We start from the raw sequence: 25,132 nt of genomic DNA on the forward strand, positions 1-25,132 counted from the left end.
AGGAATATTTGTGAATCATTTTTTCTCTATTAATGATTTATCGAAAGATGAGATTTATAGAATTCTAGACGATGCGCAGCACATTCAAGAACAAAGAACTATCCGATCGCTAAATAAAACAGCAGCTTTGTTGTTTTATGAACCATCGACGCGCACAAAGTTGAGCTTCGAGAAGGCTTGTATTAATTCAGGTGTGAGTCTCTTATCATTCACACCTGAAACATCAAGTGTCACGAAGGGCGAATCACTGTATGACACAGTTAAAACGATCGAAGCAATCGGGGCTGATTTGGTAGTCATCAGACATGGTCAGGAACGCTATTACGAAGAACTTTCTAATATATCAATCCCTATTATTAATGCAGGTGATGGAACAGGAGAGCACCCTACGCAAAGTTTACTAGACTTGTTTACAATCAGGCAGGAGTTTAACCGATTTGAAGGGTTAAACGTGGTCATCTGTGGAGATATTTTACACAGCCGAGTAGCCCGGTCGAACGCTCAAGCCCTAATGAGACTAGGCGCTCATGTGAAAATGGTTTCTCAATCGGAATGGCAAGACCCAAGTCTATCAGTTGATTATATCCATATGGATGAAGCGGTTGAAGAGGCTGATGTGTTAATGCTTTTAAGAGTTCAAAAAGAACGTCATAAACAACAAGCAGATGTCAACGACTATTTAACAAAATATGGTCTTACCGTAGATCGAGAAAAACGGATGAAAAAAGATAGTATCATTATGCATCCAGCACCAGTTAATCGTGGCGTTGAAATTGATTCCTCATTAATTGAGTGTGATCGCTCTCGTATTTTTAAGCAAATGACTAATGGGGTTGCGATTAGGCAAGCCATTATTAACACATACACAACTAAAGGAGGAAAATCCTATGAACTTACTTATTAAAAATGCCCATGTACTAGAACAAGGATTAGTCGATGTTTTAATTGAATGTGGAAAAATTAAAGCAATTGGAACTAACCTCAGCAAACCTAATGTTAAAGTTGTTGAAGCAAAAGGCCAATACCTATTTCCTGGTTTTGTAGATGTTCACATTCATCTTCGCGAGCCAGGTGGGGAGGCAAAAGAAACAATAGAAACTGGAACATTAGCTGCGGCAAGAGGTGGTTTTACAACAGTTTGTTCAATGCCTAATACTAATCCTGTTCCTGATTCAGAAGAATCTTTAAAGGAAGTTTTAAATCGTATTGAAGAAACAGCTCACGTTAGAGTTCTTCCTTATGTTGCGATTACTAAATCCCAAGAGGGTTATGCATTAGTTGATATTGACACATTAAAAGATCAAGGAGCTTTTGCTTTTACAGATGATGGAGTAGGTGTTCAATCTGCGAATATGATGTTAGACGCTATGAAGCGAGCTAAGAAAGCAGGTGCTTCAATTGTAGCGCATTGTGAAGAAAACACACTAGTCTATGATGGTGTGATGCACGATGGTCAGAAAAGTATTGAGTTAAACCTTCCAGGTATCCCTTCTGTTAGCGAGTCTGTACATATTGCTCGTGACGTTCTACTTGCTGAAGCAACAGGTTGTCATTATCACGTATGTCATGTGAGTACAAAAGAATCCGTTCGCGTGATTCGAGATGCAAAACGTGCTGGCATTCCTGTTACAGCTGAGGTCTCTCCTCACCATTTATTATTATGTGAAGATGATATTCCATCTGATGATGCGAATTATAAAATGAATCCTCCGTTACGTTCAAAAGACGATCGTCAAGCTCTTATTGAAGGATTATTAGACGGTACGCTTGATTGTATCGCTACCGATCATGCTCCTCATACGGAACAAGAAAAATCCAATGGGTTTCTAAACTCTCCATTTGGAATCGTTGGCTTAGAAACGGCATTTCCTTTACTGTATACACATTTTGTTAAAAACAACACATTTACATTACAGCAATTAGTTGATTGGATCACCATTAAACCTTCACAAATCTTTAATTTACCTTATGGAACGATGAAGGTCGGTTCAGTTGCTGACTTAGTATTAGTCGATTTAGATCAACAGCAAACTATTGATTCGTCTGAGTTTGCCTCAAAAGGTCGTAACACACCGTTTAACCAATGGAATGTTCAGGGGATTCCAACGATGACATTAGTTGAAGGAAAAATAATTTGGAGAAAGGAAGAGGCTCATGTCTAAACGCTATTTAATCCTAGAAGATGGTTCTTGGTTTGAAGGTAAAGCATTTGGAGCACCTATAACTGAAAAATTCGGTGAAGTCGTGTTCAATACTGGCATGACAGGTTATCAGGAAACCATTTCTGATCCATCCTATTGTGATCAGTTTGTGGTCATGACCTATCCGTTAATCGGAAATTACGGCATTAACCGAGATGACTTTGAAACTATTCAACCATCCATCTCAGGTTTTATTGTAAAAGAGTATGCAGAATTTCCATCAAACTTCCGAAAAGAATGGTCTTTAGACAGTTTTTTAAAACAGAAAGAAATTCCTGGAATAGCGAATATTGATACGAGACGACTTGTAAAAAAGATACGTGAACAAGGAACGATGAAAGGTGTCATGGTGGAATCAATTGAGGACTTAGAAGCAATTAAAGCACGTTTAAACGATTTTACGTTTAAGCGTGATCAAGTCCAAAGGGTTTCAACGGTTAAGCCATACGTTGTTCCAGGAAAAAGCGAACGAATTGTACTAGTTGATTTTGGTATGAAACATGGAATTTTAAGAGAGTTTACTCAAAGACATTGTCATATCACAGTCGTACCTTATAATACTTCAGCTGAAGAAGTCCTACAGTTAAAACCTGATGGCGTCATGTTATCGAATGGTCCAGGAGACCCGAAAGATGTGACAGTAGGTATTGAATTAGTTAAAGGTTTAATCGGGAAAGTACCTATTTTTGGAATATGTCTTGGCCACCAGCTTATAGCTCTTGCTTGTGGTGCTGATACACATAAGATGAAGTTCGGTCATAGAGGGAATAATCATCCAGTCAAAGATTTGCGAACAGGTGAAGTTTGGATGACATCTCAAAATCATGGATATGCCGTTACTCAAGAATCATTAGCTCAAACGAGTTTAAAAATGACTCAAATTGCATTAAATGATGACACTGTAGAAGGGTTGGAGCATGAACTTTATGATGTTTTTTCAGTTCAGTATCACCCTGAAAGCTCACCAGGTCCACAAGACTCGAACCAATTATTTGATCAATTTTTACAGAAAGTAACAGGAGGGGTTACTCATGCCTAAACGTACAGACATCGAAAAAATTCTTGTGATCGGTTCAGGTCCAATCATTATAGGTCAGGCTGCGGAATTTGATTATGCTGGTACTCAAGCATGTCAAGCTTTGAAAGATGAAGGCTATCAAGTCATCTTAGCTAACTCTAACCCAGCCACAATTATGACGGATGAAACCATGGCTGATCAAATTTATATGGAACCATTAACACCTGAATTTTTAACTAAAATAATACGAAAAGAAAAGCCAGATGCTATCTTACCAACATTAGGTGGTCAAACAGGTTTGAATATGGCAATGGAATTAGACCGAAGAGGCATTTTAGAACAATATGGTGTTGAATTGCTTGGCACGAAATTAAGTGCAATTCAACAAGCTGAAGACCGTGAATCGTTTAGAAGTCTCATGTATGAATTAGGAGAACCCGTCCCGGAAAGTGATATTGTTCAAACAGTTGATGAAGCAAAGCAATTTGCTCATGCGACAGGCTATCCAGTCATTGTGCGTCCTGCTTACACTATGGGGGGGACTGGAGGAGGAATCTGCGAGACGGAAGAGGAATTAGTAGAAATTGTTCGTAATGGATTAGACGCGTCACCAGTAAACCAATGCTTAATCGAAAAAAGCATTGCAGGATATAAAGAAATTGAATATGAAGTTATGCGAGATGGAGAAGACCATGCCATTGTGGTTTGTAACATGGAAAATATTGATCCAGTCGGTATTCATACAGGCGATTCAATGGTTGTAGCCCCTTCGCAAACATTAAGTGATTATGAATATCAAATGTTAAGAAATGTATCCCTTAACATTATCCGTGCGCTTAAAATCGAAGGTGGATGTAATGTCCAACTAGCACTAGATCCTAACAGCTTTAATTATTATGTGATTGAAGTTAACCCAAGAGTGAGTCGTTCGTCAGCCCTTGCATCTAAAGCTACTGGGTATCCGATTGCACGGATTGCAGCCAAAATAGCTGTCGGATTAACGTTAGATGAAATGATTAACCCTGTAACAGGTTCCACTTATTCTCATTTTGAACCAGCTCTTGATTATGTGGTCACTAAAATTCCACGCTGGCCATTTGATAAATTTCACGCAGCAAATCGAACATTAGGGACTCAAATGAAGGCAACAGGAGAAGTGATGGGAATAGGAAGAACGTTAGAAGAATCATTACTTAAATCTGTACGTTCATTAGAAATTTGTACGAATGACTTGTACTTACCTAAAGTTGAAAAGTTATCAATGGAAAACCTGATGAAACGATTGAAAGTTGCAGATGATGAACGACTTTTCCTAATAGCTGAAGCCTTTAGAAGAGGATTTACACTCGAAGACATTCATCATTACACCGAAATTGATTTATTTTTCTTATATAAATTACAAGGTTTAATTCAGTTAGAACATCAATTAGAAAAAAATCATTGGGATTTAGAACTAATGAAAGAAGCAAAACAAAAAGGGTTCATGGATGAGACAATCGCAAGGTTATGGAACACAGCAGAAGAAGATGTTCGGTCATTTAGAGTTATGAACGATTTATGTCCAGTTTACAAAATGGTAGATACGTGTGCAGCTGAATTCACATCGGAAACACCATACTTTTACAGCACCTATGAAGAAGAAAATGAGTCACAAGTTACCAATAGAAGGAAAATATTAGTCATCGGATCTGGTCCAATCCGAATTGGTCAAGGAATTGAGTTTGACTATGCTACTGTCCACTCAGTGCTAGCACTTAGAGAAGCGGGTTATGAAGCGATTATTATGAACAATAATCCAGAGACAGTATCAACTGATTTTCAAATCTCAGATAAACTATATTTCGAACCGTTAACATTGGAAGATGTCCTCAATGTGATTGACTTAGAAAAACCAGAAGGTGTCATTGTTCAATTCGGTGGGCAAACGCCCATTTCATTAGTCGATGGATTAGAGAAGTATGGGGTTCCGATTTTAGGTACCACTAAACAATCGATTGACATAGCTGAAGACCGAGACCAATTTGAGCAAATGCTTGAAAAGTTAAATGTCCCAAGACCAAATGCTCGAATCGCGACAAGCGAACAAGAAGCTATTGAGCAAGCAAAAGAATTGGGCTTTCCAGTATTAGTCCGACCTTCTTATGTTCTTGGTGGTCGAGCAATGGAAATTGTTTATGACGAAAGTGATTTAAAACACTATATGAAATATGCTGTTGAAGTTCACCAAGATAAACCAGTGTTAATTGATCGTTACTTAACAGGGATTGAATTAGAAGTAGATGCGATCTGTGATGGAGAAACCGTCGTAATTCCAGGAGTTATGGAACATATTGAACGTGCAGGCGTACACTCTGGGGATTCGATTGCCGTTTACCCGACTCAAAATATCTCCAAGGATATCAAAGAGAGATGTGTTGATATTACTAAGAAAATCGCTAAAGAATTACAAATCAGAGGCTTAATCAATATTCAATTTGTTTATCATCAAAATGAAGTTTATGTGTTAGAAGTGAACCCAAGATCGAGTCGAACAGTGCCTTTCTTGAGTAAAATAACTGGTGTGACGATGGCAAACCTAGCAACACAAATTATGTTAGGGAAAACATTGAAAGAATTAGGCTATATCGATGGTGTCATACCAGAGAGAGGCTTAATTTCTGTAAAAGTTCCGGTATTCTCTTTTGAAAAACTAAGAAGCGTGGATATCACCCTAGGACCAGAAATGAAGTCTACAGGCGAAGTGATTGGAAGAGATCAAAACTTAGAAAAAGCATTATATAAAGGAATTATAGCATCTGGATTATCCGTACCAACTGAAGGTGCTGTCTTATTAACGGTTGCAGATCAAGACAAATCAGAAATGCAGGCTATTGCTAGTCGTTTCCATGCCATTGGATTTGAACTATTTGCGACTGAGGGTTCAGCAAATGCGATTGAATCTATGGGAATCCCAGTCCAAAAGGTTAATAAAATTGGTTCTCAAAACAATTTACTAGAATTAATTGAATCGGGTAAAGTGCAGTTCGTGATCAATACGTTATCTCGAGGTAAACAGCCTCATACGGATGGATTTAAAATCCGTAGAGAAGCGGTTGAACATGGAGTCGCATGTTTAACATCTTTAGACACAGCTAGAGCCATGATTAGTGTCATCGAATCGATGACATTTACAGCTGAGCCGATGCCGAAGCAAGGAGCGGTGGTGTTAGTTTAATGTTTCGAGGAGATTTAGAGGTAAAGTCTAACAAATTAATTGCTTCAGATACGTTCGAAATCGTATTACAAGGAAATGTAGTTCAACAAATTTCCAGGCCAGGGCAATTTGTTCATATAAAAATCGGAGAAGGGTCCACACACATGTTGCGCCGTCCTTTTTCCATAGCTGATTATAATATAAAGGCAAATCAATTAACGATTATCTATAAATTAATAGGAGATGGAACGGAGTGGCTAAGTCATCGCCGAACCGGTGAGAACTTAAATGTATTAGGACCGTTAGGAAACGGTTTTGAAGTAGAAGGCATAAAAGATGAGCACATTTTAGTTATTGGTGGAGGCGTCGGAGTCCCACCGTTATATAATCTAGTCAAACAGTTAAGCACCCAAAATCATGTCACCGCCATATTAGGCTATCAATCTAAAGATGCCATTTTCTATGAACAAAAGTTTAGTCGTTTTGCCGACACGTTTATTGCTACTAATGATGGTTCGTATGGTTATAAGGGATTTGTAACAGATGTCATAGATCAAATGGGTGTTAAGTTCGACCAATATTACGCATGTGGTCCTTTAGGAATGCTCGGAGCTGTTCAACAAAGATTAATAGATGTAGATGGATATTTATCAATTGAAGAACGTATGGGATGTGGAGTCGGAGCTTGCTTTGCCTGCGTATGTCCCGCCATTAACGAGAAAGGCTATGTGAAGATTTGCCAAGATGGACCTGTCTTTCATTCAAAAGAGGTGACATTATGAATTTATCTGTTAAATTAGGTAGATTAGTCCTTAAAAATCCGATTATGCCAGCATCAGGATGTTTTGGCTTTGGAAAAGAGTTTAGCCAGTTTTATGATTTAAATGAATTAGGTGCGATTGTCATCAAAGCAGCAACAGGCAATCCACGCTTTGGAAACCCCACTCCTCGAGTTGCGGAGACACCGTCTGGCATGTTAAATGCTATTGGACTTCAAAACCCAGGTGTGGATCAAATTATTGAAAACGAACTACCATTTTTAGAACCTTTCCATACCCCTGTAATAGCCAATGTGGCTGGCAGCTCTGAGGAAGAGTATGTAGAGGTTGCCAGAAAGCTCTCAAAGAGCTCCACGATTAAAGCACTGGAACTTAATATTTCATGCCCAAATGTGAAAGAAGGCGGTATACAGTTTGGAACAGAGCCTGACTTAGCATATGAGTTAACTAAAAAGGTAAAAGACGTTACGAATAAGCTTTTATTTGTTAAATTATCACCTAATGTCACCAATATCGTGAGCATTGCTAAGGCGGTTGAAGAAGCTGGTGCAGATGGCTTGTCGATGATCAATACCTTAACGGGGATGCAACTAGATTTAAAAAGTCGTAAACCATTAATTGCGAATGAGACGGGTGGCTTATCTGGACCTGCGATTAAACCGATTGCGATTCGCATGATTCATCAAGTGCGTCAACAAACAAGTCTACCAATCATTGGGATGGGGGGCATTTGTACGGCTGAAGATGTTCTTGAATTTTTAATAGCTGGTGCAGATGCTGTTGCGGTTGGTACGGCAAATTTTCAGAATCCATTTATATGTAAAGAGCTGGTTGATAACCTGCCTAAGGTCTTAGAACAATATGGTATTCACTCTCTCGATGAACTGAAAGGGGCAGCTATCTCATGAATCGGTCTATATTCATAGCGCTAGATTTTGCAACCCAAGAAGAAGCCATTCAATTTTTAAAAAACAATCATTTAACTGGAGCTCCGGTTAAAGTAGGAATGCAGCTCTTTTATCGTGAAGGTCCATCCTTAATTCAAACGTTAAAAGAACAAGGGCATCCTATCTTTTTAGATTTAAAGCTTCACGATATTCCTAACACTGTTTACCAAGCTATGAAAAGCTTAGCTGCTATAGAAGTGGATATGGTTAACGTCCATGCGTCTGGTGGTTTTGAAATGATGAAAGCAGCAAAAGAAGGTTTGAATGAAATTGGAAGTGATCAAAGTCCCGTTTTATTGGCTGTTACTCAGTTAACATCAACAACTCAAGATATGTTGAGAGAGGAATTATTAATAAATGATTCAATGGAACAAATCGTAGATTCTTACGCAGCATTAGCTCAAAAAGCAGGAGCTGATGGCGTTGTAAGTTCAGTCTGGGAAGCGCAAAAAATAAAGCAAACTTGTGGAGATGACTTTCTGACGGTTACTCCGGGAATTCGTCTAAAAGGCGATCAATCGAATGATCAAAAACGTGTAGCGACTCCCAATCAAGCCAGCTATTCTGATTTTTTGGTGATGGGACGAAGTATAACACAGTCAGAAAATCCTAAGAAATCATATGAACAAGCAATAAAGGAGTGGAATGATGAGCATAGCCAAACAATTGATTAAGATCGGAGCCTTAAAATTAAATACAGAGAAATATTTCACTTGGACATCGGGTATTCAATCTCCAATCTATTGCGATAATCGACTCATTATTTCGTATCCTGAAGTAAGAGAAGAAGTGATAGAGGCGATGGTGAATAAGATTAAAGAAACTTATAAAGATGTAGATGTGATCGCAGGTTGTGCAACTGCTGGGATCCCTCATGCCGCCTGGGTAGCAGATCGTCTTAACCTACCCATGGTTTATGTTCGTGATAAAGCGAAGAAGCATGGGTTAAACAACCAAATCGAAGGGCGAATAAATAAGGGAGATCGGATTTTAATTATAGAAGATTTAATCTCAACAGGCGGTAGTTCAATTAAGGCGGCCAATGCGGCAACGGATGCAGGTGGTCATGTATTGGGGATTCTCTCAATTTTTTCATATAACATGAAAAAAAGTTTGGAAAATATGAAAGAACATGGTTACCAATCGGATAGCCTTCTAACATTTGATACTTTATTGAACGAATTACAGTCTAAAGGACAATACGATGAACAACAAATTAAAGATTTATTAGAATGGCGAGATGCATTTTAAGAGAATCTCACACGTGAATGTTGATGTAAATTCACGTGTGATTTTTTGATTAATCTACTTTTAAAATTAAAAGTCAGATTAATTAGAAATATATGTTAAGATTAGTTTATTAATAAGAGTTTCAAGGAGGGAATACGTTGATAGATGTTAGATCATTACAATTAGATCAACAAAGACGTCAAATTTTTATTTCGGATATCCATGCTAGCTTGGACTTACTAAAAAAGCTATTAAGGAAAGTTAATTATACATATGAAGATTACTTGTTTATAAATGGCGACCTTTGTGATAAAGGAAAGAACAGTCTAGAAGTCATTCATTTTGTAAGAGAATTAACTCTAAAATCTGACCGTGTGTTTGTGACCAAAGGGAATTGTGATATTCTTCATCGTTATGTTTATGAAGGTCACGAAGGAATCTATGACTATATGAAAAACCGGAAAGAAACATTGCTGAACGAAATGTTGGAGATACACGGTAAAACATTAGATGATTTTAGCCATATAAAAGGTTTAAGTGAGTTTTACTATCAAAACTTTAAAGAAGAGTTAGAATGGTTAGATTCCCTTCCAGTAGGATATGAAACAGATGAGTTCCTTATGATTCATGCTGGAATCAATCGAACCTTGGAACAAACAGACCAAACCACCGCACTGCAAATACCTTCTTTTTATGAAAAAGGGCACTCTGAAGATAAGGTGATTATTGTAGGACATTGGCCGGTTGTAAATTATCGTTTTAACAACGTGTGCTCGAACAACCCAATGATCGATTTTGATAAACGAATCATTGCGATTGATGGTGGAAATACAGTCAAAAGAGATGGTCAATTAAATGCTCTTATAGTAGAAAATAAAGATTATTCATATACTTACGTAGATTCCTTGACAGACAAATCGTACATAAAAACAGATTACACTCCACCTGAGGATGTCGTAGGAACCGTTAGTTATCCCTATTATGAGGTGACGATCCTTCAGGAAAATGAATATTTCACTTTATGCAAAAATGATCAACTTAATGTAGAGCAGTGGATCAAAAACGAATATCTAAGTAGCCGTAATGGGAATAAAGCCACTTCAAAATCAGTCAGTACGACTTTACTGTCTGTTAAGGCTAAAGAAGAAGTTTACTTATTAGACGATAAGTGTGAAGGATATTCTTTAGTCAAAAAGCAAAGTGGAGAAATAGGTTGGGTACCGAAAGATTACTTAGAAATTAGATTATAAATAATAATATTACCTTCATGGAGAGTGAATTTGTGAATGGTGTTTCGTTCAAAAAAAGATCGTTATGTTAATCGTCTCATAGTGCTGAGCATCATTCTTATAGGCGTCAGTACTTTATTTCCATTGTTTCTAGATGGTATTAATTTAACTGGAACCGTCGTTTTAATGTCTATATTTTTGGTCACATCCGTATTTATACTATGGGTGTACTATGGAGTTAAATATGTTTTTTATGATGAATACCTTTACGTTAAAGGTGGACCTTTCAGAAGTAAAATTCATTATAAAGACATCACTCAAGTTGCACCTACGGATGACATATTAACAGGATATCGAATCTTATCATCCCGTGATGCCATTGAAATTTTTTATAGAACTGCCATTCTAGGAAGTGTCAAAATTTCACCACAGAATAAAGATGAGTTCATAGACGAATTAATCAAACGATGTCCTAATATTAAAGTAAAAACATAGAAAATGTAGTACCTCAGCATTCTACAGGTTATAATAGGAATTGATTAGAAAGAGGTCAATTTATATGAACAATAATAAATTAGTTCTCATAGCTGATAAGTTAAATAAAACAAATGTAAAATGGGGGATAGGTGGTTCACGGCTTTTATACCAACATGGATTAATAGACGTTGTGAATGATTTGGATATTATCGTTAGTAAGGCTGATGTAGAACCTGTTATTGGCGAACTTAGAAGCTTAGGAGACGATATAAACGCCAATCGGTTAGGCCCATATAAAACGACTTTTTATTATAAATTTAACATCATGGGTTTACCCGTGGATATCATGGGTGAATTTAAAATAGAATATGAGAATGGAATCTACGTATTACCTTTTGAAAAGCATGAGGTTGAGTATTTTAATATTCATGGAATAGAAGTTCCTTTTTGTACATTAGAAGACTGGTTTATCCTTTATCAATTAATACCTAATAGGGAAGAGAAAGTACAAATTATTGAAAATTACCTTATGGATGAAGGTATTCGCCATCCAGAGGTGTTACAACAATCTTTAGCAAATCCTCTTCCAGAAAAAATTCGCAATAGAATTTCACCTTTGATTAATGAAGCATATAACGGAGGAATGTAATCAAATGAAACATACCAAACCACCTTACATTTTAAACATGAAGGTGGTTTGTAAGTTCAGGCAACCGTTCAACTTTTACTTGTCTTGATCCATCTTCGTTTCGATTTCTTCGATTCGTTCAATGATTTCATCCATATGCTTTGAACCTACGGTATCTGAAATCATTTCCCTTCTCGCTAGTTCTTTTACCGCTTGATATTCAACATATAAGGCATCGCGTTTAGCACTTCTTAAATGCTTTTTCTTAATTTCAGGATATTGGTTATATAATGTTTCCAATTTCTCATAATACTGATCTAACTTTTCTTGATAATCTTCTTTTAATTCCTCTAGCTCAGCTTTTGTAATGAAAGAGTTTTGTCTCATTTCTTCCCAATCTTTAATAGCATTTTCACTTCGATAAATACTTGCGATCACTTCCTCATATTGTTCAATACCTTCATCATTATCTAGAATTCCAACTTTTTTAATGAGAGGTTTGATTGTTAACCCCTGAACAATTAACGAAAATAAAACAAAACTTAAGGTCAAAACTAAAATTTCATCTCGCCCATCAAAGTCAGTAGGTAAGCTAAGGGCTAATGCAATAGATAAGCTTCCCTTTAATCCGCCCCAGTTAAGAGTATGTTTAAATTTCATGGGAAAACCTTTAATGAATGATAAGCCAGTATAAACAGCAATGGCTCTAGCCCCAACTACAATGAAAATCCCAAGTAAAATCATTCCCCACTTTCCTGACAGGTCAATGTTATTAATTTCAAGCCCAACCATTAAGAAAATGATTGAGTTCGCTATAAAGGCAATCACACTCCAGAAATTATTAATATTTAATTTGGTAACAGGACTCATACCTATTGAGCCGCCATAGTTTGAAAAAATAATCCCGGAAACGACGACGGCAATGACACCACTTACATGGATGACTTCAGCTGTAAAGAAACTTCCGAAGAACAATAACATTGAAATGGTAATCTCAAGAGGATAGTTATCAATGAGCTTAATTGAGCGCGAGGCTAAAACCCCAAAAATAGCGCCTACTATTAAACCACCTATCACAAATTTTAAGAATAAAAGAACACCACTACCTAGTCCAGCCCATCCCATATCGATATAGTCAAGTAAATAGACTGATGCAATTGTGAATAGAACAACAGCTATTCCATCGTTAAATAACGATTCCCCTTCAATAATAGTTGTCAGTTTTTTGGTAACGCCAAGTGATTTAAAAATTGACAACACACTAATGGGATCCGTCGCACTAATTAAAGCTGCGAACGTAAAGGCAACTTCTATAGGAAGTCCTAGAAGAAAATAAGCAGAAAAACCAATGATTAATGCCGTAATAAAAGTCCCCGCAAAGGCTAGCGTAAAGATTGGTTTCTTGTTCTCTTTTAAATCTGAAAAAGGAAGATTTAACGTGGCCTCACCTAGTAATGTCGGTAAAAATATTGAAAGAATGACAACCTGAAACACGGCCGATTGAGTAATAAAATCCTTCGACTCTTCAATAATGGGAAAATGAAGTAGTCCAATCACTAAGCCAACAATAACTAATGCAATACTGTAAGGTTGTTTGAAATATTTTGCAATGATGGATACCCCAACACTTAATGCGAGTAATATTAATACTTGCATAAACACTTCATTAAATTCATGTACCATTGGATCACCTTTTTATAAATTTTGTAACTTGAAAGTGGTGATTATAGTATGTCCTACATGCTTCCACCTTATATAAAAAGAAAGGGTAAAAGATAATAGCCATTAGTTTTATTAACACAACTTAAATTATAAAAGTTTTCAAAAAAATGCACTGAAACGAATATCATGAAGTTTTTTTAATGATATACTTAGTTTGAATTGTGTAATCTGGAACAGGATTAGATCAGTTTAGTTTTATATTTTAAATTTCAGTGAGGGGATTATTTGAGAGAGATACAATATAAATTTTTTAATCATGATGACACGGACCTTGAAAATATCGGAAAGTTGTATTGTAAGACTTTCATTAGAACTCATTTTACAGGTGAAGACCTCAAATCTGTTATCCAAAATATATCTAAACACTCGACTTACAAAGGGTTTGTAGGGTTAAAAGCTAAAAGTAATCAGGGACACATCATTGGTTTTACTTATGGTTACACGAGTTTACCAGATCAATTTTACCGACAAAAAATAGAAGCTCAATTAAGTGGTGTTGAATTAAAATATTGGTTAGAAGATTGTTTTGAGTTTGTAGAATTAGCTGTAGATATAAAGTATAGACGGAAAGGAATCGCTAAATTACTTCATGATCAATTGTTAAATTCAGTCGTACATACCACGTCATTATTAACAACTTCCATTGATAATTACCCAGCTATTCAATTTTATAGAAGAAACAATTGGGAAGTTATTAAAAATAATGCAGCCGTCATAACAGATCAAAATTTACAAGTTATTATGGGTAAGAAACTAAAGTGGAATCCAGAGAATGGTGGTAAGAGTGATGGATATTAATAATGCTAGAACAGCAGGGGGTTATGTTTTATATCATGGATTATTTGTATTTCAGGTTGGGCCAATAAAAGAGGGCGATAAGCTTGGGGTGGTAAGGTTAGGGGGGCATAGAGAAAGTGAGGAAGCAGCTTTGGAAGCTGCTCAACGAGAGGTGTATGAAGAAGCATCTATTAATATGATTCCAATCCATTCTCCAGAGACATTTCACTTAAACGTAATGGGAGCAAATGCAAACTAAAATACATGTTTCAAACCAGATAGCTCCTTTATTAATTAAGGGAAATCAAAAGGATACTTATAATGTCATGTATTTATCTTATACAACTACTAAATCAAAGCCTTCCTCAGAAACAAAAGGACTTTATTACTTTCTCATAATGATATTCAACTTATAAATAGAAATTTAATTTTAGAGCCTTTTCCACAATTATTATTTTTGTCTAAGTTAATAGAAGAAGGTAATTTCATGTGGGGTTGTTCAAATACATTGAAGTGATATAAGTCAGCATATATGACCCTTCCAATTAACGACTTGTTTTAATCTAATATAAAGGAGAGTTATGATGAATAATTCAAAAGTGTGGGAAGATGTAGATATTTATTTTAGCGATCACCTTAAAACCTCTGATATAGTTATGGATTCGATCTTGAAAGAAAACTTAGAAGCGGGTTTACCAGCTATAGATGTTTCTCCCAACCAAGGTAAATTTCTTTATTTACTTACAAAGCTCAAAGGTGCTAAACACATTTTAGAGATTGGTACGCTTGGTGGGTATAGCACGGTTTGGTTTGGACGTGCGTTACCTAATGACGGGCATTTAATCTCCCTTGAATATAGTCAGAAGCACGCTAAAGTAGCTGAAGAAAATATAAGGAATGCTGGTTTGGAACACAAAATCGAAATTATGATTGGACCAGCACTGGACACATTACCTACTCTTAAAGGTAAAGGGTTTTCGACATTTGATTTAATCTTCATTGATGCTGATAAACCTAACAACCCAAGCTATTTGAAATGGGCATTAGAATTGTCTAAACCTGGAACAGTGATCATTGTCGATAATGTTGTACGTAATGGAAGAGTTGCTGATGACAATAGTGAAGAACCGAGTGTCGTGGGAACTCGTCAAATGGTAGAATTGTTATCTAAAGAGTCACGCATCGAAACAACTGCTATTCAAACTGTTGGAATAAAAGGATATGATGGCTTTGTCTTAGGGATTGTGAAAGAATAGAGTTTCTATTTAAAATGATAGACTATCAACATTCTATGAAAAGACATACACCTACAGAAATCAAAAAACCCCCATAGGTTCGGGAAATACCCTTATAGATTCAGAAAATATCCCTATAGAATTCAAACAAACACCTATAGAAGCCACGTTTGCGGAAAGTAAATTTTTACGAAGCTACAAGAGAAAAAGGCGAACCTAAGGTGTTATATACACTTTAGGTTCGCCTTCTATTATTTAAAAGTTTGTCTCGGTTTCTTTTATTTTTCTTCTTGATCATCATCAGGTTGATACTCTAAAAGATCCCCAGGTTGGCAATCTAGAGCTTCACAAATTCGTTCTAATGTTTGAATTCGAATCGCTTTTGCCTTTCCGTTTTTCAAAATAGACATATTCGCTTTGGTGATTCCAACTCGTTCTGATAATTCGGTTACACTCATTTTTCTTTTGGCTAACATCACATCAATATTGATTATAATTCCCATATCATCACCTCAGATGGTCAGGTCATTCTCACTTTTAATGGTTAGAGCATTGTTTAATAAATTTTGTAAAACGGCCGCAAATGTAAAAATAATCACTGATGCAAATATGATCATCAACCCTATTAAGGCAATACCAGGGTGTAGAGCGCTTTGAATTAATAAAAAAATGATTCCTACTAGATAAATGATCATAATGACTAATGCACAGTATTTAATCATGTTTATGGCATTCACTGCAGCTTCTGAAAAAGCCTTCAACTTGTCAATTTGTTTTAGAAGGTTTAACCCTTGTTTTAAGGCTATCAAAAAAGGGATGACAGTTAAATATATACCAAAGAGTAAAGGGAATCTCAAATAAGCATATTCTGGGTTATTAACGGCTAAATCATTCGAAACATAAGGTAACCAAAAGATGGATAAGAGTAGTATGAATAACCCTATAACGTAAATAGTTAATCTGAGAAATCTTACGGAATTAATCCTCATCATCATCACTCCTTAACTTTATTATACAAGGTATTTATTGTTTTGCAATAAATTTTTATTGTTTAGTATATTCTTATGAACAAAAAAGAACTTGAACATCACGTTCAAGTCCTTACACAGGTTATTTCTTTAGTTGTTTCACCATGTTTTCATCAGGTGTCACATAAACCGTTTGTTGGTTGTCATAAATAACGTAACCTGGCTTTGCGCCATTTGGTTTTCTAACATGTTTGATTAACGTGTAATCGACTGGGACTGATGAAGACATCTTAGCTTTACTATAAAAAGCTGCAATCGTTGCTGCTTCGATAATGGTTTCTTCACTCGGATCTTGAGAACGAATGATGACGTGTGACCCTGGAATATCTTTAGTATGAAGCCAAACATCTTCTTTGTTTGCGAGTCGATTTGTGACAAATTCGTTTTGCTTATTATTTCGCCCGACGACGATTTCCGTCCCATCTGTTGCTTGATAATAGTCAGGTTGAATCGTCTTTTTCTTCTTCTTTTTATTAGACGCTTTTGCTTTAAAGTATCCTTGATCTTGAAGCTCTTCTCGAATATCTTCGATGTCTTCTTCACGAGCTTGTTCTAGCTGTTGAATCAGCCTTTCAAAGTAATCTATCTCTTCATTAGCTTTATCTATCTCGACTAATACAACTTCTTTCGATTTTTTGAGTTTTTGATAGTTTTTAAAATAGTGTTGCGCATTTTGACTGGGCGTTTTGTTAGGATCAAGCTCAATAGTCATTTCAGTTTGGTCTGGGTCATAGTAATCGACTACCGTCACACTTGAATCACCTTGTTTAACCAAGTGCATGTGAGCTGTTAATAATTCACCTTTTTTCTGGTAGTCATCAGCTTTTTCAGCTTTCTTTAATGTTTTTTCATGTTTTTTAATTTTACGTTCGTTTTTGTCTCGCTCGTTTTTCAAAAAGCGCATGAGGTCATGAGTCATACCTTTTACGCGGTCACGCTCAGCTTTTCCTTTATAAAACTCGTTTAACATTTCGCTGATTTGATTAAAATAGGTTTTATGCTCATGTTCACCAATCAGGTCGAGTACATGAAAGTCATCTTTCTGACCAGATATGATAAACGGTTTGTATTCATGGTTAGTTAGTTTCTCTTTAAACCCATTATATGTTTGCTCATAAGTATTTTGATTTCCTAAATAAGCTTGGTCAGCTAGGGCTTTCGTTACCGTTGGAGAAACTCCCATTAATAAGTTAAGCATTTGCCGATCCATTCGTCCCTGATTGAAATCTAATTTCCTAACAAATGAATCACCATCAAGGTTAAGCGGGTTTAACTTTCCTTGATCAGGTGGAGCGATATAAGTCTGTCCTGGTAAAATCGAACGATGTCGGTTTTGTAAGGAGCTTATGTGTTTAAAACTATCTAATATCATATCTCGTTCAGGGTCCATGAGAATAACGTTAGAATGCTTTCCCATAATCTCAATAATGAGTTTTTTGTTTTTTTCATCCCCAATTTCGTCTTTACTTCTTACCGAAAGATGAATAATACGCTCTAACTCAACTTGTTCTACGTATTCTACAAAGCCAGCATTTAGATGTTTTCTTAACACCATACAGAACATTGGGGGTTCTTTTGGATTGTTAAATTTCTCATCTGTTAAATGGACCCTTGCGTAGTTGGGATGTATGGAAATTAAAAGTTGTTTATTTTGACCATTTTTTCGAATGGTAAAGATTAATTCAGTATCTGTTGGCTGGTATATTTTCGTTATACGGCCACTCGAAAGTTCTTCATGAAGTTCATGTGTAACGGCACGAGTGACGATTCCATCGAATGCCATAAAAATCACCTCTATACGAAGAATAGTATAGCATGAATTAGATTTAAATCGTTAGGCATTATGGAAAACTATTGAAAAATCATATAAAATAATGAAACAATAATGACGTAATAATTTTGTTAAAATAGTGGAGTAGGTGAAAAAAATGGTTAATAGTATGACTGGTTTCGGCCAAGCCCAAGAGAAATTTGATCACACAACCATCTCGATCGAAGTAAAAACCGTTAATCATCGATTTCTCGACTTTTCTTTTAAGATGCCTCGGGAATTTTCAGTCTTTGAAGATGCTATGAAACAGAAGGTACGTCAATATTTTAATCGGGGACGCGTGGAAGTTTTTATCCATGTTTCAGGTGAAGGGGTTAAAACAAAGACGGTCCAAGTGAATTGGAATGTTTTAGATCAATATTTAAATGCTTTGGATGAAATTAAGTCGAAACGCTCTATTTCAGGAGATTTAGAGTTTGAAGATATTTTACAATTAGAAGGAATATTTCTAGAAGATGAAGAAGCTAACGTAGATGAATTCTTACAGGAGAAAGTTTTATCGATATTAGAAGAGGTATTGCAAAAAGCTCAAATGATGCGTCAAGAGGAAGGTAAGGTACTTAAAAAAGATGTATTAAATCATATACAAGAGATAAAACGATTGACGTATGAATTAAAAGAGCATATTGATTCGATCCAAGAAGAATACCGAATCAAAATTAAGGAAAGAATTGAAGAACATTTAACGACTGGGACTCATGATGAATCTAGAGTTGTTCAAGAGGTTGCTCTATTAGCGGATAAAGCAGACATATCCGAAGAAATCATCCGGTTATTGTCTCATGTCGAACAAGTAGAAGAGACTATTGAACTTCAACAACCAATTGGTCGCAAACTAGATTTTATCACTCAAGAATTACTGAGAGAAACGAATACAATTGGATCAAAATCTAACAATGTTCACGTCAGTAAGATTGTTGTAGCTTTAAAAAGTGAAATAGAGAAAATTAAAGAACAAGTACAAAATATTGAATAATATTTGAGATTTTAATGAATTTTAGACTATAATAGTTATTAAAGAAAAACATATGTTAGAATATCACGATAATATTTTGTAGTTAGGGGAGTATGGAATGAATTTAAAACTAATTAATATCGGGTTCGGAAATGTAGTTTCAGCCAATCGTATTATTTCGATTGTATCACCCGAGTCAGCCCCGATAAAACGAATTATTACGGTTGCAAGAGATAATAATAAGTTAGTTGATGCTACATATGGAAGAAGAACAAGAGCAGTGATCATTACAGATAGCGACCACGTTATTTTATCTGCTGTTCAACCTGAGACAGTTGGACAACGTGTCGTTAACGAAGATATGAACATTGACAACTAGGAGGACTAGTTTTGAAGGAAGAGCAAGGGATATTATTTATACTATCTGGCCCTTCAGGGGTTGGGAAAGGGACAGTAAGAAAGAGATTATTTGAAGAGGATTCACATTTACAATATTCTATATCTGTTACCACTCGTAACCCTCGGGAAGGTGAACAAGATGGAATCGATTATTTCTTTAAGTCTCGTGAACAATTTGAAGAAATGATTGAACAAGATGAGCTAATAGAATATGCTGAATACGTTGGAAATTATTATGGCACACCGAAAAAATATGTAGAGGATACATTAAAAGAAGGGAAAGACGTTTTTCTTGAAATTGAAGTCCAAGGCGCTTTAAAAGTGAGAGAAAGCTTCCCTCAAGGTGTTTATATATTCTTGTTCCCGCCAAGTTTAGAAGAGCTTAAAAATCGTATCATTAACCGAGGAACAGAATCTGAAGATCTGATACGTAACCGTTTATTAGAAGCCAAAAAAGAGATTGATATGATGGATGCTTATGATTATGTAGTGGTTAATGATAAAATTGAGCGAGCGGTCCAACGTATACAATCGATTGTTGTGAGCGAACACTGTAAACGTGAACGTGTAGCCAAACAGTATAAAAAAGCGTTAGGGAGTGAATTGTCTTGATTTTAGAACCGTCAGTTGATAATTTATTGACGAAGATTAATTCTAAATATGCGTTAGTTATTATTTCATCGAAAAGAGCGCGTGAATTACAAGAAGAGGATCAAACGTTAGTTGAATCACCGAAATCTTCTAAAAACGTTGGAGTTGCTCTTGAAGAAATAATGGATGAAAAATTAACTTTAGACGAAGACGTCGTATTATAAAATACTTACTAGGATAACAACCTGAACATCAGGTTGTTTTTCTTTTTGATATAGGTTCATGTTAAACTATAGATAAGAATGAGGTTCATTGGAGGATGAGGACATGCTAAACGGAAAAAAAGTCTTACTTGGAGTTTCTGGAGGAATTGCGGCTTATAAAGCATGTGCTTTAACAAGCAAACTTGTACAAAGTGGCGCAGATGTCAGAGTCATTATGACTGAGGGGGCTACACAATTTGTACAACCTTTAACATTCCAAGCTTTATCTCGAAACCCTGTCTATACGGATGCGTTTGATGAAAAAAATCCTGAAAAAATTGCACATATAGATTTAGCTGATTGGGCGGATCTTGTGATCTTAGCGCCTGCCACTGCTCATTTACTTGGACGTATTGCTAATGGAATGGCAGATGATATGCTAACGACAACTTTATTGGCCACAACAGCACCTGTTTATATTGCACCCGCCATGAATGTACATATGTATGATCACCCAGCAGTTAAAGATAATTTATTAACTTTAGAAAAGTATGGTTACCATTTTATAGAACCGGGTGATGGTTATTTAGCATGTGGTTATGTAGGAAAAGGTCGTTTAGAAGAACCGGAAAATATTTTGAAGGTCATTGAGCAAAATGAAAATCAACCTCAACCACTAAAGGGCAAACGAATACTGATTACTGCTGGTCCGACGAAAGAATCAGTTGATGTCGTACGATATTTCACCAATCACTCATCAGGTAAAATGGGTTATGCTCTAGCTCAAGAAGCTAAAAAATTAGGTGCATCTGTGACATTAGTGTCTGGACCTGTTCAGTTAGATCCAGTACCAGGTGTTGAAGTTGTTCAGGTGACAACAGCCGATGAAATGTATGAGGCCGTCATAGATCGGTTTGAGGAACAAGATATGGTAATCAAAGCTGCAGCGGTTGCAGATTATCGACCTAAAGACGCAATCAATCAAAAGCTTAAGAAAAAAGATGGTCCATTAGTTCTTGAATTAGAAAGAACTAAAGATATTCTTAAAACACTTGGTGAAAAGAAAGACCATCAATATTTAGTCGGTTTTGCTGCTGAAACGAATGACTTAATCCATTATGGTAGACAAAAATTAGAAAAGAAAAATTTAGATGCGATAGTCGTTAACGATATTGGAAATCAACATATTGGCTTTCAATCAGATGAAAACGAAGTGCATGTCCTAACTCGAAGTGGCCAAGAAAAGGCATTACCATTAGGATCCAAACAAGACATCGCAAACCAGCTCTTTGAAATATTTATTGAAGATATGATGGGGGAAACAAATTGAGAGTCGCAAAAGTCGTGGTTGATGTTGCAGCTTCACCAATCGATTCCGCATTAGATTATGAAATACCAGTTCATTTGATTGATATTATTCAACCAGGTATACGAGTCATCGTTCCTTTAGGTCCAAGGAAAGTCATGGGTTTTGTTGTTGGATTAACGGATGACAGTGATTTTGATCGATTAAAACCTATTCAAGAAGTTATGGATTATACACCTATTTTAACGAATGAGTTACTTGAATTATCAACATGGCTACAGAAAGAAACACTTTGCTTTAGAATCTCTGCATTACAAGCCATGCTACCAGCTGTTTTTAAAGCATCTTACGATAAAGAGGTGTGGTTATTAGATGAATTCGATTCCCTCCCAGAATCACTAAGAGAGATCTCTCAAGGTCGAGAAGTATTTCCTTTTTCAGATATTGAAAGTAGTACGATTTCAGATCAGCAAGTGAAAAAATTTATAAAAGATCAGTTAATTGATATTAAATACGTCGTTAAAGGGAAAAATCGAGTTAAAACGTTTACTGCAGTAGAAAAAGCAGTTGATGAAGTCAAATTGATGGAAGAGCTTGAAACAATGAGTGCTCAAGCCAAAAAACAAAGAGAAGTACTTGCCTATATTCTTGATCGAAACGATCCGGTTTTTATAAAAGATTTAACAAAAGAGCTGAATACAACTAGAGGTCCAGTTGATGCTTTAGTGGATAAAGGGTTATTAAAATTAGTTAAAAAAGAAGTCTATCGTGATCCATTTGAAGAAAAATCCCACTCAACAACGAAACCGTTAGAACTGACAACATTTCAAAGAAAAGCCATAGAACCGATCTGGGAATCTATTAATGAATCTTTTTATCGAACATTCCTATTACACGGGGTTACGGGCAGTGGAAAAACGGAAATTTATTTACAATCCATCCAGCGAGTACTTGATCTTGGTAAAGAGGCCATTGTACTCGTACCTGAAATTGCTTTAACCCCTCAAATGGTCTCACGTTTTAAAGCACGCTTTGGTTCTGATGTGGCTGTTTTACATAGTGGTTTATCACAAGGTGAAAAATATGATGAATGGCGTAAAATTCATCGTAAAGAAGTTCGAGTCGTAGTAGGTGCTCGTTCTGCCATTTTTGCTCCATTTGAAAATATTGGAATTATCATCATTGATGAAGAGCATGAACAAACTTATAAACAAGAAGATTACCCTAAATATCATGCGAGAGAAGTGGCTAAACAAAGAGCCCAATATCACAGTTGCCCAGTTGTGTTAGGAAGTGCAACTCCTACATTAGAATCTTACGCTCGAGCATTAAAAGGTGTTTATCAATTATTAGAATTGACTGAACGTGTGAATGAGCAGGCCATGCCAGAAGTTGAAATTGTGGACATGAGACAGGAGCTTATGCAAGGGAATCGAGCTATGTTTTCAAATACACTGACAGACAAAATTAACGAACGATTAGAGCGACAAGAACAGGTCGTTTTAATGCTCAATCGAAGAGGGTATTCAACTTTTGTAATGTGTCGTGAATGCGGTGAGACGGTTAAGTGTGATCATTGCGATATTTCAATGACTTATCACCGTCATCAACATAAATTAAAATGTCACTATTGTAATGATGAACGGCCAATGCCAAATATTTGTCCTAACTGTGAAAGTGATGCGATTCGGTTCTTTGGGACTGGAACTCAGAAGGTTGAAGAGGCGCTCAACATTCATTTTCCAGAAGCAAGGGTCATTAGAATGGATGTAGATACGACGAGCCGTAAAGGAGCTCATGAGCGTTTACTTCAAAAATTCGGTAATCATGAAGCCGATATTTTACTTGGAACTCAAATGATTGCAAAAGGTTTAGACTTTAAAAATGTAACGTTAGTAGGAGTCATTGCTGCAGATTCCATGCTTCATTTACCAGACTTTAGAGCTTCAGAGAAGTCTTTTCAGTTATTAACTCAAGTAAGTGGCCGTGCGGGTCGTCACGAATTACCAGGAGAAGTAGTGATTCAAACGTATTCACCTGAGCATTACAGTGTGGAATATGCCAGTCAATATGATTACGAATCTTTTTTTAATAAAGAAATGCAAGTTCGTAAACAATTTCAGTATCCACCTTATTTTTATCTAGCACTTATAAATATTTCTCATGATAATCATGTAGAGGCAGTTCAAGTCGCTAATGAAGTAGCCAATATTATTTCTAAGAATACGACAGGAAACTGTCAGTTAATGGGTCCTAGCCCATCTCCAATGTTACGAATCAAAGATCGTTACCGTTATCAATGCATGTTAAAATATAAACGCAGAGAAAATGTCGAAGAAGCACTTCAAGAAGTATTAAAACATTTCCAAAAACAAATCAATCAACAACAATTACAACTAACGATTGACTTTGAACCATATCATTTTATGTAAGAAGGGATAAACATGACGAAGAAAATTATTTTTATGGGAACGCCGGATTTTAGTGTGCCGGTGTTAGAGGCATTAGTAAAATCTGAATATGAAGTAGTGGCTGTCGTCACTCAACCTGATCGCCCAAAAGGAAGAAAGCGGAAGTTAACTCCATCGCCAGTAAAAGAAAGAGCATTAGAATATCAACTTCCAGTTCTTCAACCAGAAAAAATTAGACATGATTATGAAGACATTTTAGCTTATGAACCTGATTTAATCGTGACCGCAGCTTATGGACAAATTTTACCTAAAGCTATATTAGATCGTCCGAAATTTGGCTGTGTTAATGTTCATGCTTCATTATTACCTGAACTAAGAGGTGGCGCTCCAATTCACTACGCTATCATCCAAGGTAAAAAAGAGACCGGGATTACTATTATGTATATGGCAGAAGCGCTTGATGCAGGAGATATTATTTCACAACGATCAATTGATATTGATGAGGAAGATCATGTCGGATCATTACACGATAAGCTATCAATACTAGGATCTGAATTGTTAATGGATACTCTTCCAGAATTGTTTGCTAGAACGATCACACCGATTACACAAAATGATGACGAGGCGACTTTTGCTTATAATATTAAACGTGAACAAGAAAAAATCGATTGGAATCAGTCACAATATGATATTTACAATCATGTTAGAGGGTTACACCCGTGGCCAGTCGCTTATACTGTTTATGAAGGCAAAAATATTAAAATTTGGTGGGCGATTAAGGACCAACAATCGACGAATCAGAATCCAGGAACGATTATTGACCTTGAAACGGACGGTATTTTAGTAGCAACCGGAGATGGAAAAGCTATAAAAATTACTGAATTACAAGTTCCAGGTAAAAAACGGGTAAAAGCAGAAGATTTCTTAAGAGGTTCAAGTGATTACTTTCAACCTGGGAAACAGTTAGGATGA

Annotated in this window: 25 protein-coding genes; 21 read left to right on the forward strand and 4 right to left on the reverse strand. The window is 36.2% G+C overall.

Annotated elements, in window-relative coordinates; genetic code table 11:
- Positions 1 to 10 precede the first annotated feature (10 nt).
- From BMY57_RS00275 to BMY57_RS00325, 11 genes are all read left to right on the forward strand, one after another.
- Positions 11 to 904, forward strand: coding sequence for an aspartate carbamoyltransferase catalytic subunit (locus BMY57_RS00275; protein WP_091772009.1), 894 nt, complete (start codon positions 11 to 13; stop codon positions 902 to 904).
- Positions 888 to 2,162: a dihydroorotase gene (pyrC, locus tag BMY57_RS00280; RefSeq protein WP_091772010.1), complete on the forward strand. Its 1,275-nt coding sequence runs from the start codon at positions 888 to 890 to the stop codon at positions 2,160 to 2,162. Before BMY57_RS00275 ends, pyrC begins: the two co-directional genes overlap by 17 nt.
- Positions 2,155 to 3,240 carry a carbamoyl phosphate synthase small subunit gene (locus BMY57_RS00285; RefSeq protein WP_091772011.1) on the forward strand — a complete coding sequence of 362 codons (1,086 nt, stop codon included), beginning with the start codon at positions 2,155 to 2,157 and terminating at the stop codon, positions 3,238 to 3,240. Before pyrC ends, BMY57_RS00285 begins: the two co-directional genes overlap by 8 nt.
- Positions 3,233 to 6,433: a carbamoyl-phosphate synthase large subunit gene (gene carB / locus BMY57_RS00290; protein ID WP_091772012.1), complete on the forward strand. Its 3,201-nt coding sequence runs from the start codon at positions 3,233 to 3,235 to the stop codon at positions 6,431 to 6,433. The genes BMY57_RS00285 and carB overlap by 8 nt, the downstream gene beginning before the upstream one ends.
- Complete coding sequence (locus BMY57_RS00295) at positions 6,433 to 7,194, forward strand: dihydroorotate dehydrogenase electron transfer subunit (protein WP_091772013.1); 762 nt, start codon at positions 6,433 to 6,435, stop codon at positions 7,192 to 7,194. The genes carB and BMY57_RS00295 overlap by 1 nt, the downstream gene beginning before the upstream one ends.
- On the forward strand, positions 7,191 to 8,099 hold the full coding sequence (locus BMY57_RS00300) for a dihydroorotate dehydrogenase (RefSeq protein ID WP_091772014.1): 909 nt from the start codon (positions 7,191 to 7,193) through the stop codon (positions 8,097 to 8,099). The genes BMY57_RS00295 and BMY57_RS00300 overlap by 4 nt, the downstream gene beginning before the upstream one ends.
- Entirely contained in the window at positions 8,096 to 8,812 is a 717-nt protein-coding gene (pyrF, locus tag BMY57_RS00305) for an orotidine-5'-phosphate decarboxylase (protein WP_091772015.1), read from the forward strand. Before BMY57_RS00300 ends, pyrF begins: the two co-directional genes overlap by 4 nt.
- Positions 8,787 to 9,389, forward strand: a complete 603-nt coding sequence (gene pyrE, locus BMY57_RS00310; RefSeq protein WP_091772016.1) for an orotate phosphoribosyltransferase — start codon at positions 8,787 to 8,789, stop codon at positions 9,387 to 9,389. Before pyrF ends, pyrE begins: the two co-directional genes overlap by 26 nt.
- A 137-nt stretch (positions 9,390 to 9,526) precedes the next feature.
- Positions 9,527 to 10,618 carry a metallophosphoesterase gene (locus BMY57_RS00315; RefSeq protein WP_091772017.1) on the forward strand — a complete coding sequence of 364 codons (1,092 nt, stop codon included), beginning with the start codon at positions 9,527 to 9,529 and terminating at the stop codon, positions 10,616 to 10,618.
- A 36-nt stretch (positions 10,619 to 10,654) separates the two neighbouring features.
- Positions 10,655 to 11,092: a PH domain-containing protein gene (locus BMY57_RS00320; RefSeq protein ID WP_091772018.1), complete on the forward strand. Its 438-nt coding sequence runs from the start codon at positions 10,655 to 10,657 to the stop codon at positions 11,090 to 11,092.
- A gap of 64 nt (positions 11,093 to 11,156) precedes the next feature.
- Entirely contained in the window at positions 11,157 to 11,723 is a 567-nt protein-coding gene (locus BMY57_RS00325) for a nucleotidyltransferase family protein (RefSeq protein WP_091772019.1), read from the forward strand.
- Between the two features lie 75 nt (positions 11,724 to 11,798).
- Here BMY57_RS00325 and BMY57_RS00330 read toward each other — a convergent pair whose 3' ends face one another.
- Positions 11,799 to 13,385, reverse strand: coding sequence for a cation:proton antiporter domain-containing protein (locus BMY57_RS00330; protein ID WP_091772020.1), 1,587 nt, complete (start codon positions 13,383 to 13,385; stop codon positions 11,799 to 11,801).
- Positions 13,386 to 13,649: 264 nt separating this feature from the next.
- On the opposite strand from BMY57_RS00330, the gene BMY57_RS00335 reads away from it, so the two are divergent.
- The 3 genes from BMY57_RS00335 to BMY57_RS00345 all read left to right on the forward strand — a co-directional run bounded on the left by BMY57_RS00335 (position 13,650) and on the right by BMY57_RS00345 (position 15,457).
- Complete coding sequence (locus BMY57_RS00335; protein ID WP_091772021.1) at positions 13,650 to 14,222, forward strand: GNAT family N-acetyltransferase; 573 nt, start codon at positions 13,650 to 13,652, stop codon at positions 14,220 to 14,222.
- Complete coding sequence (locus BMY57_RS16550; protein ID WP_439895776.1) at positions 14,212 to 14,460, forward strand: NUDIX domain-containing protein; 249 nt, start codon at positions 14,212 to 14,214, stop codon at positions 14,458 to 14,460. The genes BMY57_RS00335 and BMY57_RS16550 overlap by 11 nt, the downstream gene beginning before the upstream one ends.
- Before the next feature lie 325 nt (positions 14,461 to 14,785).
- The gene (locus tag BMY57_RS00345) at positions 14,786 to 15,457 is read left to right on the forward strand and encodes an O-methyltransferase (protein WP_091772022.1); all 672 of its coding nucleotides are present in this window, start codon (positions 14,786 to 14,788) and stop codon (positions 15,455 to 15,457) included.
- Positions 15,458 to 15,714: 257 nt separating this feature from the next.
- On the opposite strand, the gene BMY57_RS00350 is transcribed toward BMY57_RS00345, so the two are convergent.
- The 3 genes from BMY57_RS00350 to BMY57_RS00360 all read right to left on the reverse strand — a co-directional run bounded on the left by BMY57_RS00350 (position 15,715) and on the right by BMY57_RS00360 (position 18,247).
- On the reverse strand, positions 15,715 to 15,939 hold the full coding sequence (locus BMY57_RS00350; protein WP_091772023.1) for a helix-turn-helix domain-containing protein: 225 nt from the start codon (positions 15,937 to 15,939) through the stop codon (positions 15,715 to 15,717).
- A 9-nt stretch (positions 15,940 to 15,948) separates the two neighbouring features.
- On the reverse strand, positions 15,949 to 16,425 hold the full coding sequence (locus BMY57_RS00355; protein ID WP_091772024.1) for a DUF2975 domain-containing protein: 477 nt from the start codon (positions 16,423 to 16,425) through the stop codon (positions 15,949 to 15,951).
- Positions 16,426 to 16,546: 121 nt separating this feature from the next.
- On the reverse strand, positions 16,547 to 18,247 hold the full coding sequence (locus BMY57_RS00360) for an Rqc2 family fibronectin-binding protein (protein WP_091772025.1): 1,701 nt from the start codon (positions 18,245 to 18,247) through the stop codon (positions 16,547 to 16,549).
- 145 nt (positions 18,248 to 18,392) lie between these two features.
- On the opposite strand from BMY57_RS00360, the gene BMY57_RS00365 reads away from it, so the two are divergent.
- The 7 genes from BMY57_RS00365 to fmt all read left to right on the forward strand — a co-directional run bounded on the left by BMY57_RS00365 (position 18,393) and on the right by fmt (position 25,132).
- Positions 18,393 to 19,271: a YicC/YloC family endoribonuclease gene (locus BMY57_RS00365; RefSeq protein WP_091772026.1), complete on the forward strand. Its 879-nt coding sequence runs from the start codon at positions 18,393 to 18,395 to the stop codon at positions 19,269 to 19,271.
- A gap of 97 nt (positions 19,272 to 19,368) precedes the next feature.
- Entirely contained in the window at positions 19,369 to 19,629 is a 261-nt protein-coding gene (remA, locus tag BMY57_RS00370; protein WP_054751566.1) for an extracellular matrix/biofilm regulator RemA, read from the forward strand.
- Between the two features lie 11 nt (positions 19,630 to 19,640).
- On the forward strand, positions 19,641 to 20,261 hold the full coding sequence (gene gmk / locus BMY57_RS00375) for a guanylate kinase (protein WP_091772027.1): 621 nt from the start codon (positions 19,641 to 19,643) through the stop codon (positions 20,259 to 20,261).
- The gene (gene rpoZ, locus BMY57_RS00380; RefSeq protein ID WP_091772028.1) at positions 20,258 to 20,464 is read left to right on the forward strand and encodes a DNA-directed RNA polymerase subunit omega; all 207 of its coding nucleotides are present in this window, start codon (positions 20,258 to 20,260) and stop codon (positions 20,462 to 20,464) included. Before gmk ends, rpoZ begins: the two co-directional genes overlap by 4 nt.
- 103 nt (positions 20,465 to 20,567) lie before the next feature.
- On the forward strand, positions 20,568 to 21,773 hold the full coding sequence (gene coaBC, locus BMY57_RS00385; protein ID WP_091772029.1) for a bifunctional phosphopantothenoylcysteine decarboxylase/phosphopantothenate--cysteine ligase CoaBC: 1,206 nt from the start codon (positions 20,568 to 20,570) through the stop codon (positions 21,771 to 21,773).
- A complete protein-coding gene (gene priA / locus BMY57_RS00390) occupies positions 21,770 to 24,181 on the forward strand; it encodes a primosomal protein N' (RefSeq protein WP_091772030.1) in 2,412 nt (803 codons plus the stop codon). Before coaBC ends, priA begins: the two co-directional genes overlap by 4 nt.
- Positions 24,182 to 24,193: 12 nt before the next feature.
- Positions 24,194 to 25,132: a methionyl-tRNA formyltransferase gene (fmt, locus tag BMY57_RS00395; protein WP_091772031.1), complete on the forward strand. Its 939-nt coding sequence runs from the start codon at positions 24,194 to 24,196 to the stop codon at positions 25,130 to 25,132.

It is taken from the genome of Piscibacillus halophilus (assembly GCF_900110685.1).
In the GTDB taxonomy this organism is placed as follows: Bacteria; Bacillota; Bacilli; order Bacillales; family Alkalibacillaceae; genus Piscibacillus; species Piscibacillus halophilus.

What these genes read in the sequence shown, in the direction of transcription:
- pyrC (WP_091772010.1), top strand. Translation starts at nt 888, where the DNA reads ATGAACTTACTTATTAAAAATGCCCATGTACTAGAACAAGGATTAGTC.
- BMY57_RS00285 (WP_091772011.1), top strand. Translation starts at nt 2,155, where the DNA reads ATGTCTAAACGCTATTTAATCCTAGAAGATGGTTCTTGGTTTGAAGGT.
- carB (WP_091772012.1), top strand. Translation starts at nt 3,233, where the DNA reads ATGCCTAAACGTACAGACATCGAAAAAATTCTTGTGATCGGTTCAGGT.
- BMY57_RS00295 (WP_091772013.1), top strand. Translation starts at nt 6,433, where the DNA reads ATGTTTCGAGGAGATTTAGAGGTAAAGTCTAACAAATTAATTGCTTCA.
- BMY57_RS00300 (WP_091772014.1), top strand. Translation starts at nt 7,191, where the DNA reads ATGAATTTATCTGTTAAATTAGGTAGATTAGTCCTTAAAAATCCGATT.
- pyrF (WP_091772015.1), top strand. Translation starts at nt 8,096, where the DNA reads ATGAATCGGTCTATATTCATAGCGCTAGATTTTGCAACCCAAGAAGAA.
- pyrE (WP_091772016.1), top strand. Translation starts at nt 8,787, where the DNA reads ATGAGCATAGCCAAACAATTGATTAAGATCGGAGCCTTAAAATTAAAT.
- BMY57_RS00320 (WP_091772018.1), top strand. Translation starts at nt 10,655, where the DNA reads ATGGTGTTTCGTTCAAAAAAAGATCGTTATGTTAATCGTCTCATAGTG.
- BMY57_RS00325 (WP_091772019.1), top strand. Translation starts at nt 11,157, where the DNA reads ATGAACAATAATAAATTAGTTCTCATAGCTGATAAGTTAAATAAAACA.
- BMY57_RS00330 (WP_091772020.1), bottom strand. Translation starts at nt 13,385, where the DNA reads ATGGTACATGAATTTAATGAAGTGTTTATGCAAGTATTAATATTACTC.
- BMY57_RS16550 (WP_439895776.1), top strand. Translation starts at nt 14,212, where the DNA reads ATGGATATTAATAATGCTAGAACAGCAGGGGGTTATGTTTTATATCAT.
- BMY57_RS00345 (WP_091772022.1), top strand. Translation starts at nt 14,786, where the DNA reads ATGAATAATTCAAAAGTGTGGGAAGATGTAGATATTTATTTTAGCGAT.
- BMY57_RS00350 (WP_091772023.1), bottom strand. Translation starts at nt 15,939, where the DNA reads ATGGGAATTATAATCAATATTGATGTGATGTTAGCCAAAAGAAAAATG.
- BMY57_RS00355 (WP_091772024.1), bottom strand. Translation starts at nt 16,425, where the DNA reads ATGAGGATTAATTCCGTAAGATTTCTCAGATTAACTATTTACGTTATA.
- BMY57_RS00360 (WP_091772025.1), bottom strand. Translation starts at nt 18,247, where the DNA reads ATGGCATTCGATGGAATCGTCACTCGTGCCGTTACACATGAACTTCAT.
- BMY57_RS00365 (WP_091772026.1), top strand. Translation starts at nt 18,393, where the DNA reads ATGGTTAATAGTATGACTGGTTTCGGCCAAGCCCAAGAGAAATTTGAT.
- remA (WP_054751566.1), top strand. Translation starts at nt 19,369, where the DNA reads ATGAATTTAAAACTAATTAATATCGGGTTCGGAAATGTAGTTTCAGCC.
- coaBC (WP_091772029.1), top strand. Translation starts at nt 20,568, where the DNA reads ATGCTAAACGGAAAAAAAGTCTTACTTGGAGTTTCTGGAGGAATTGCG.
- fmt (WP_091772031.1), top strand. Translation starts at nt 24,194, where the DNA reads ATGACGAAGAAAATTATTTTTATGGGAACGCCGGATTTTAGTGTGCCG.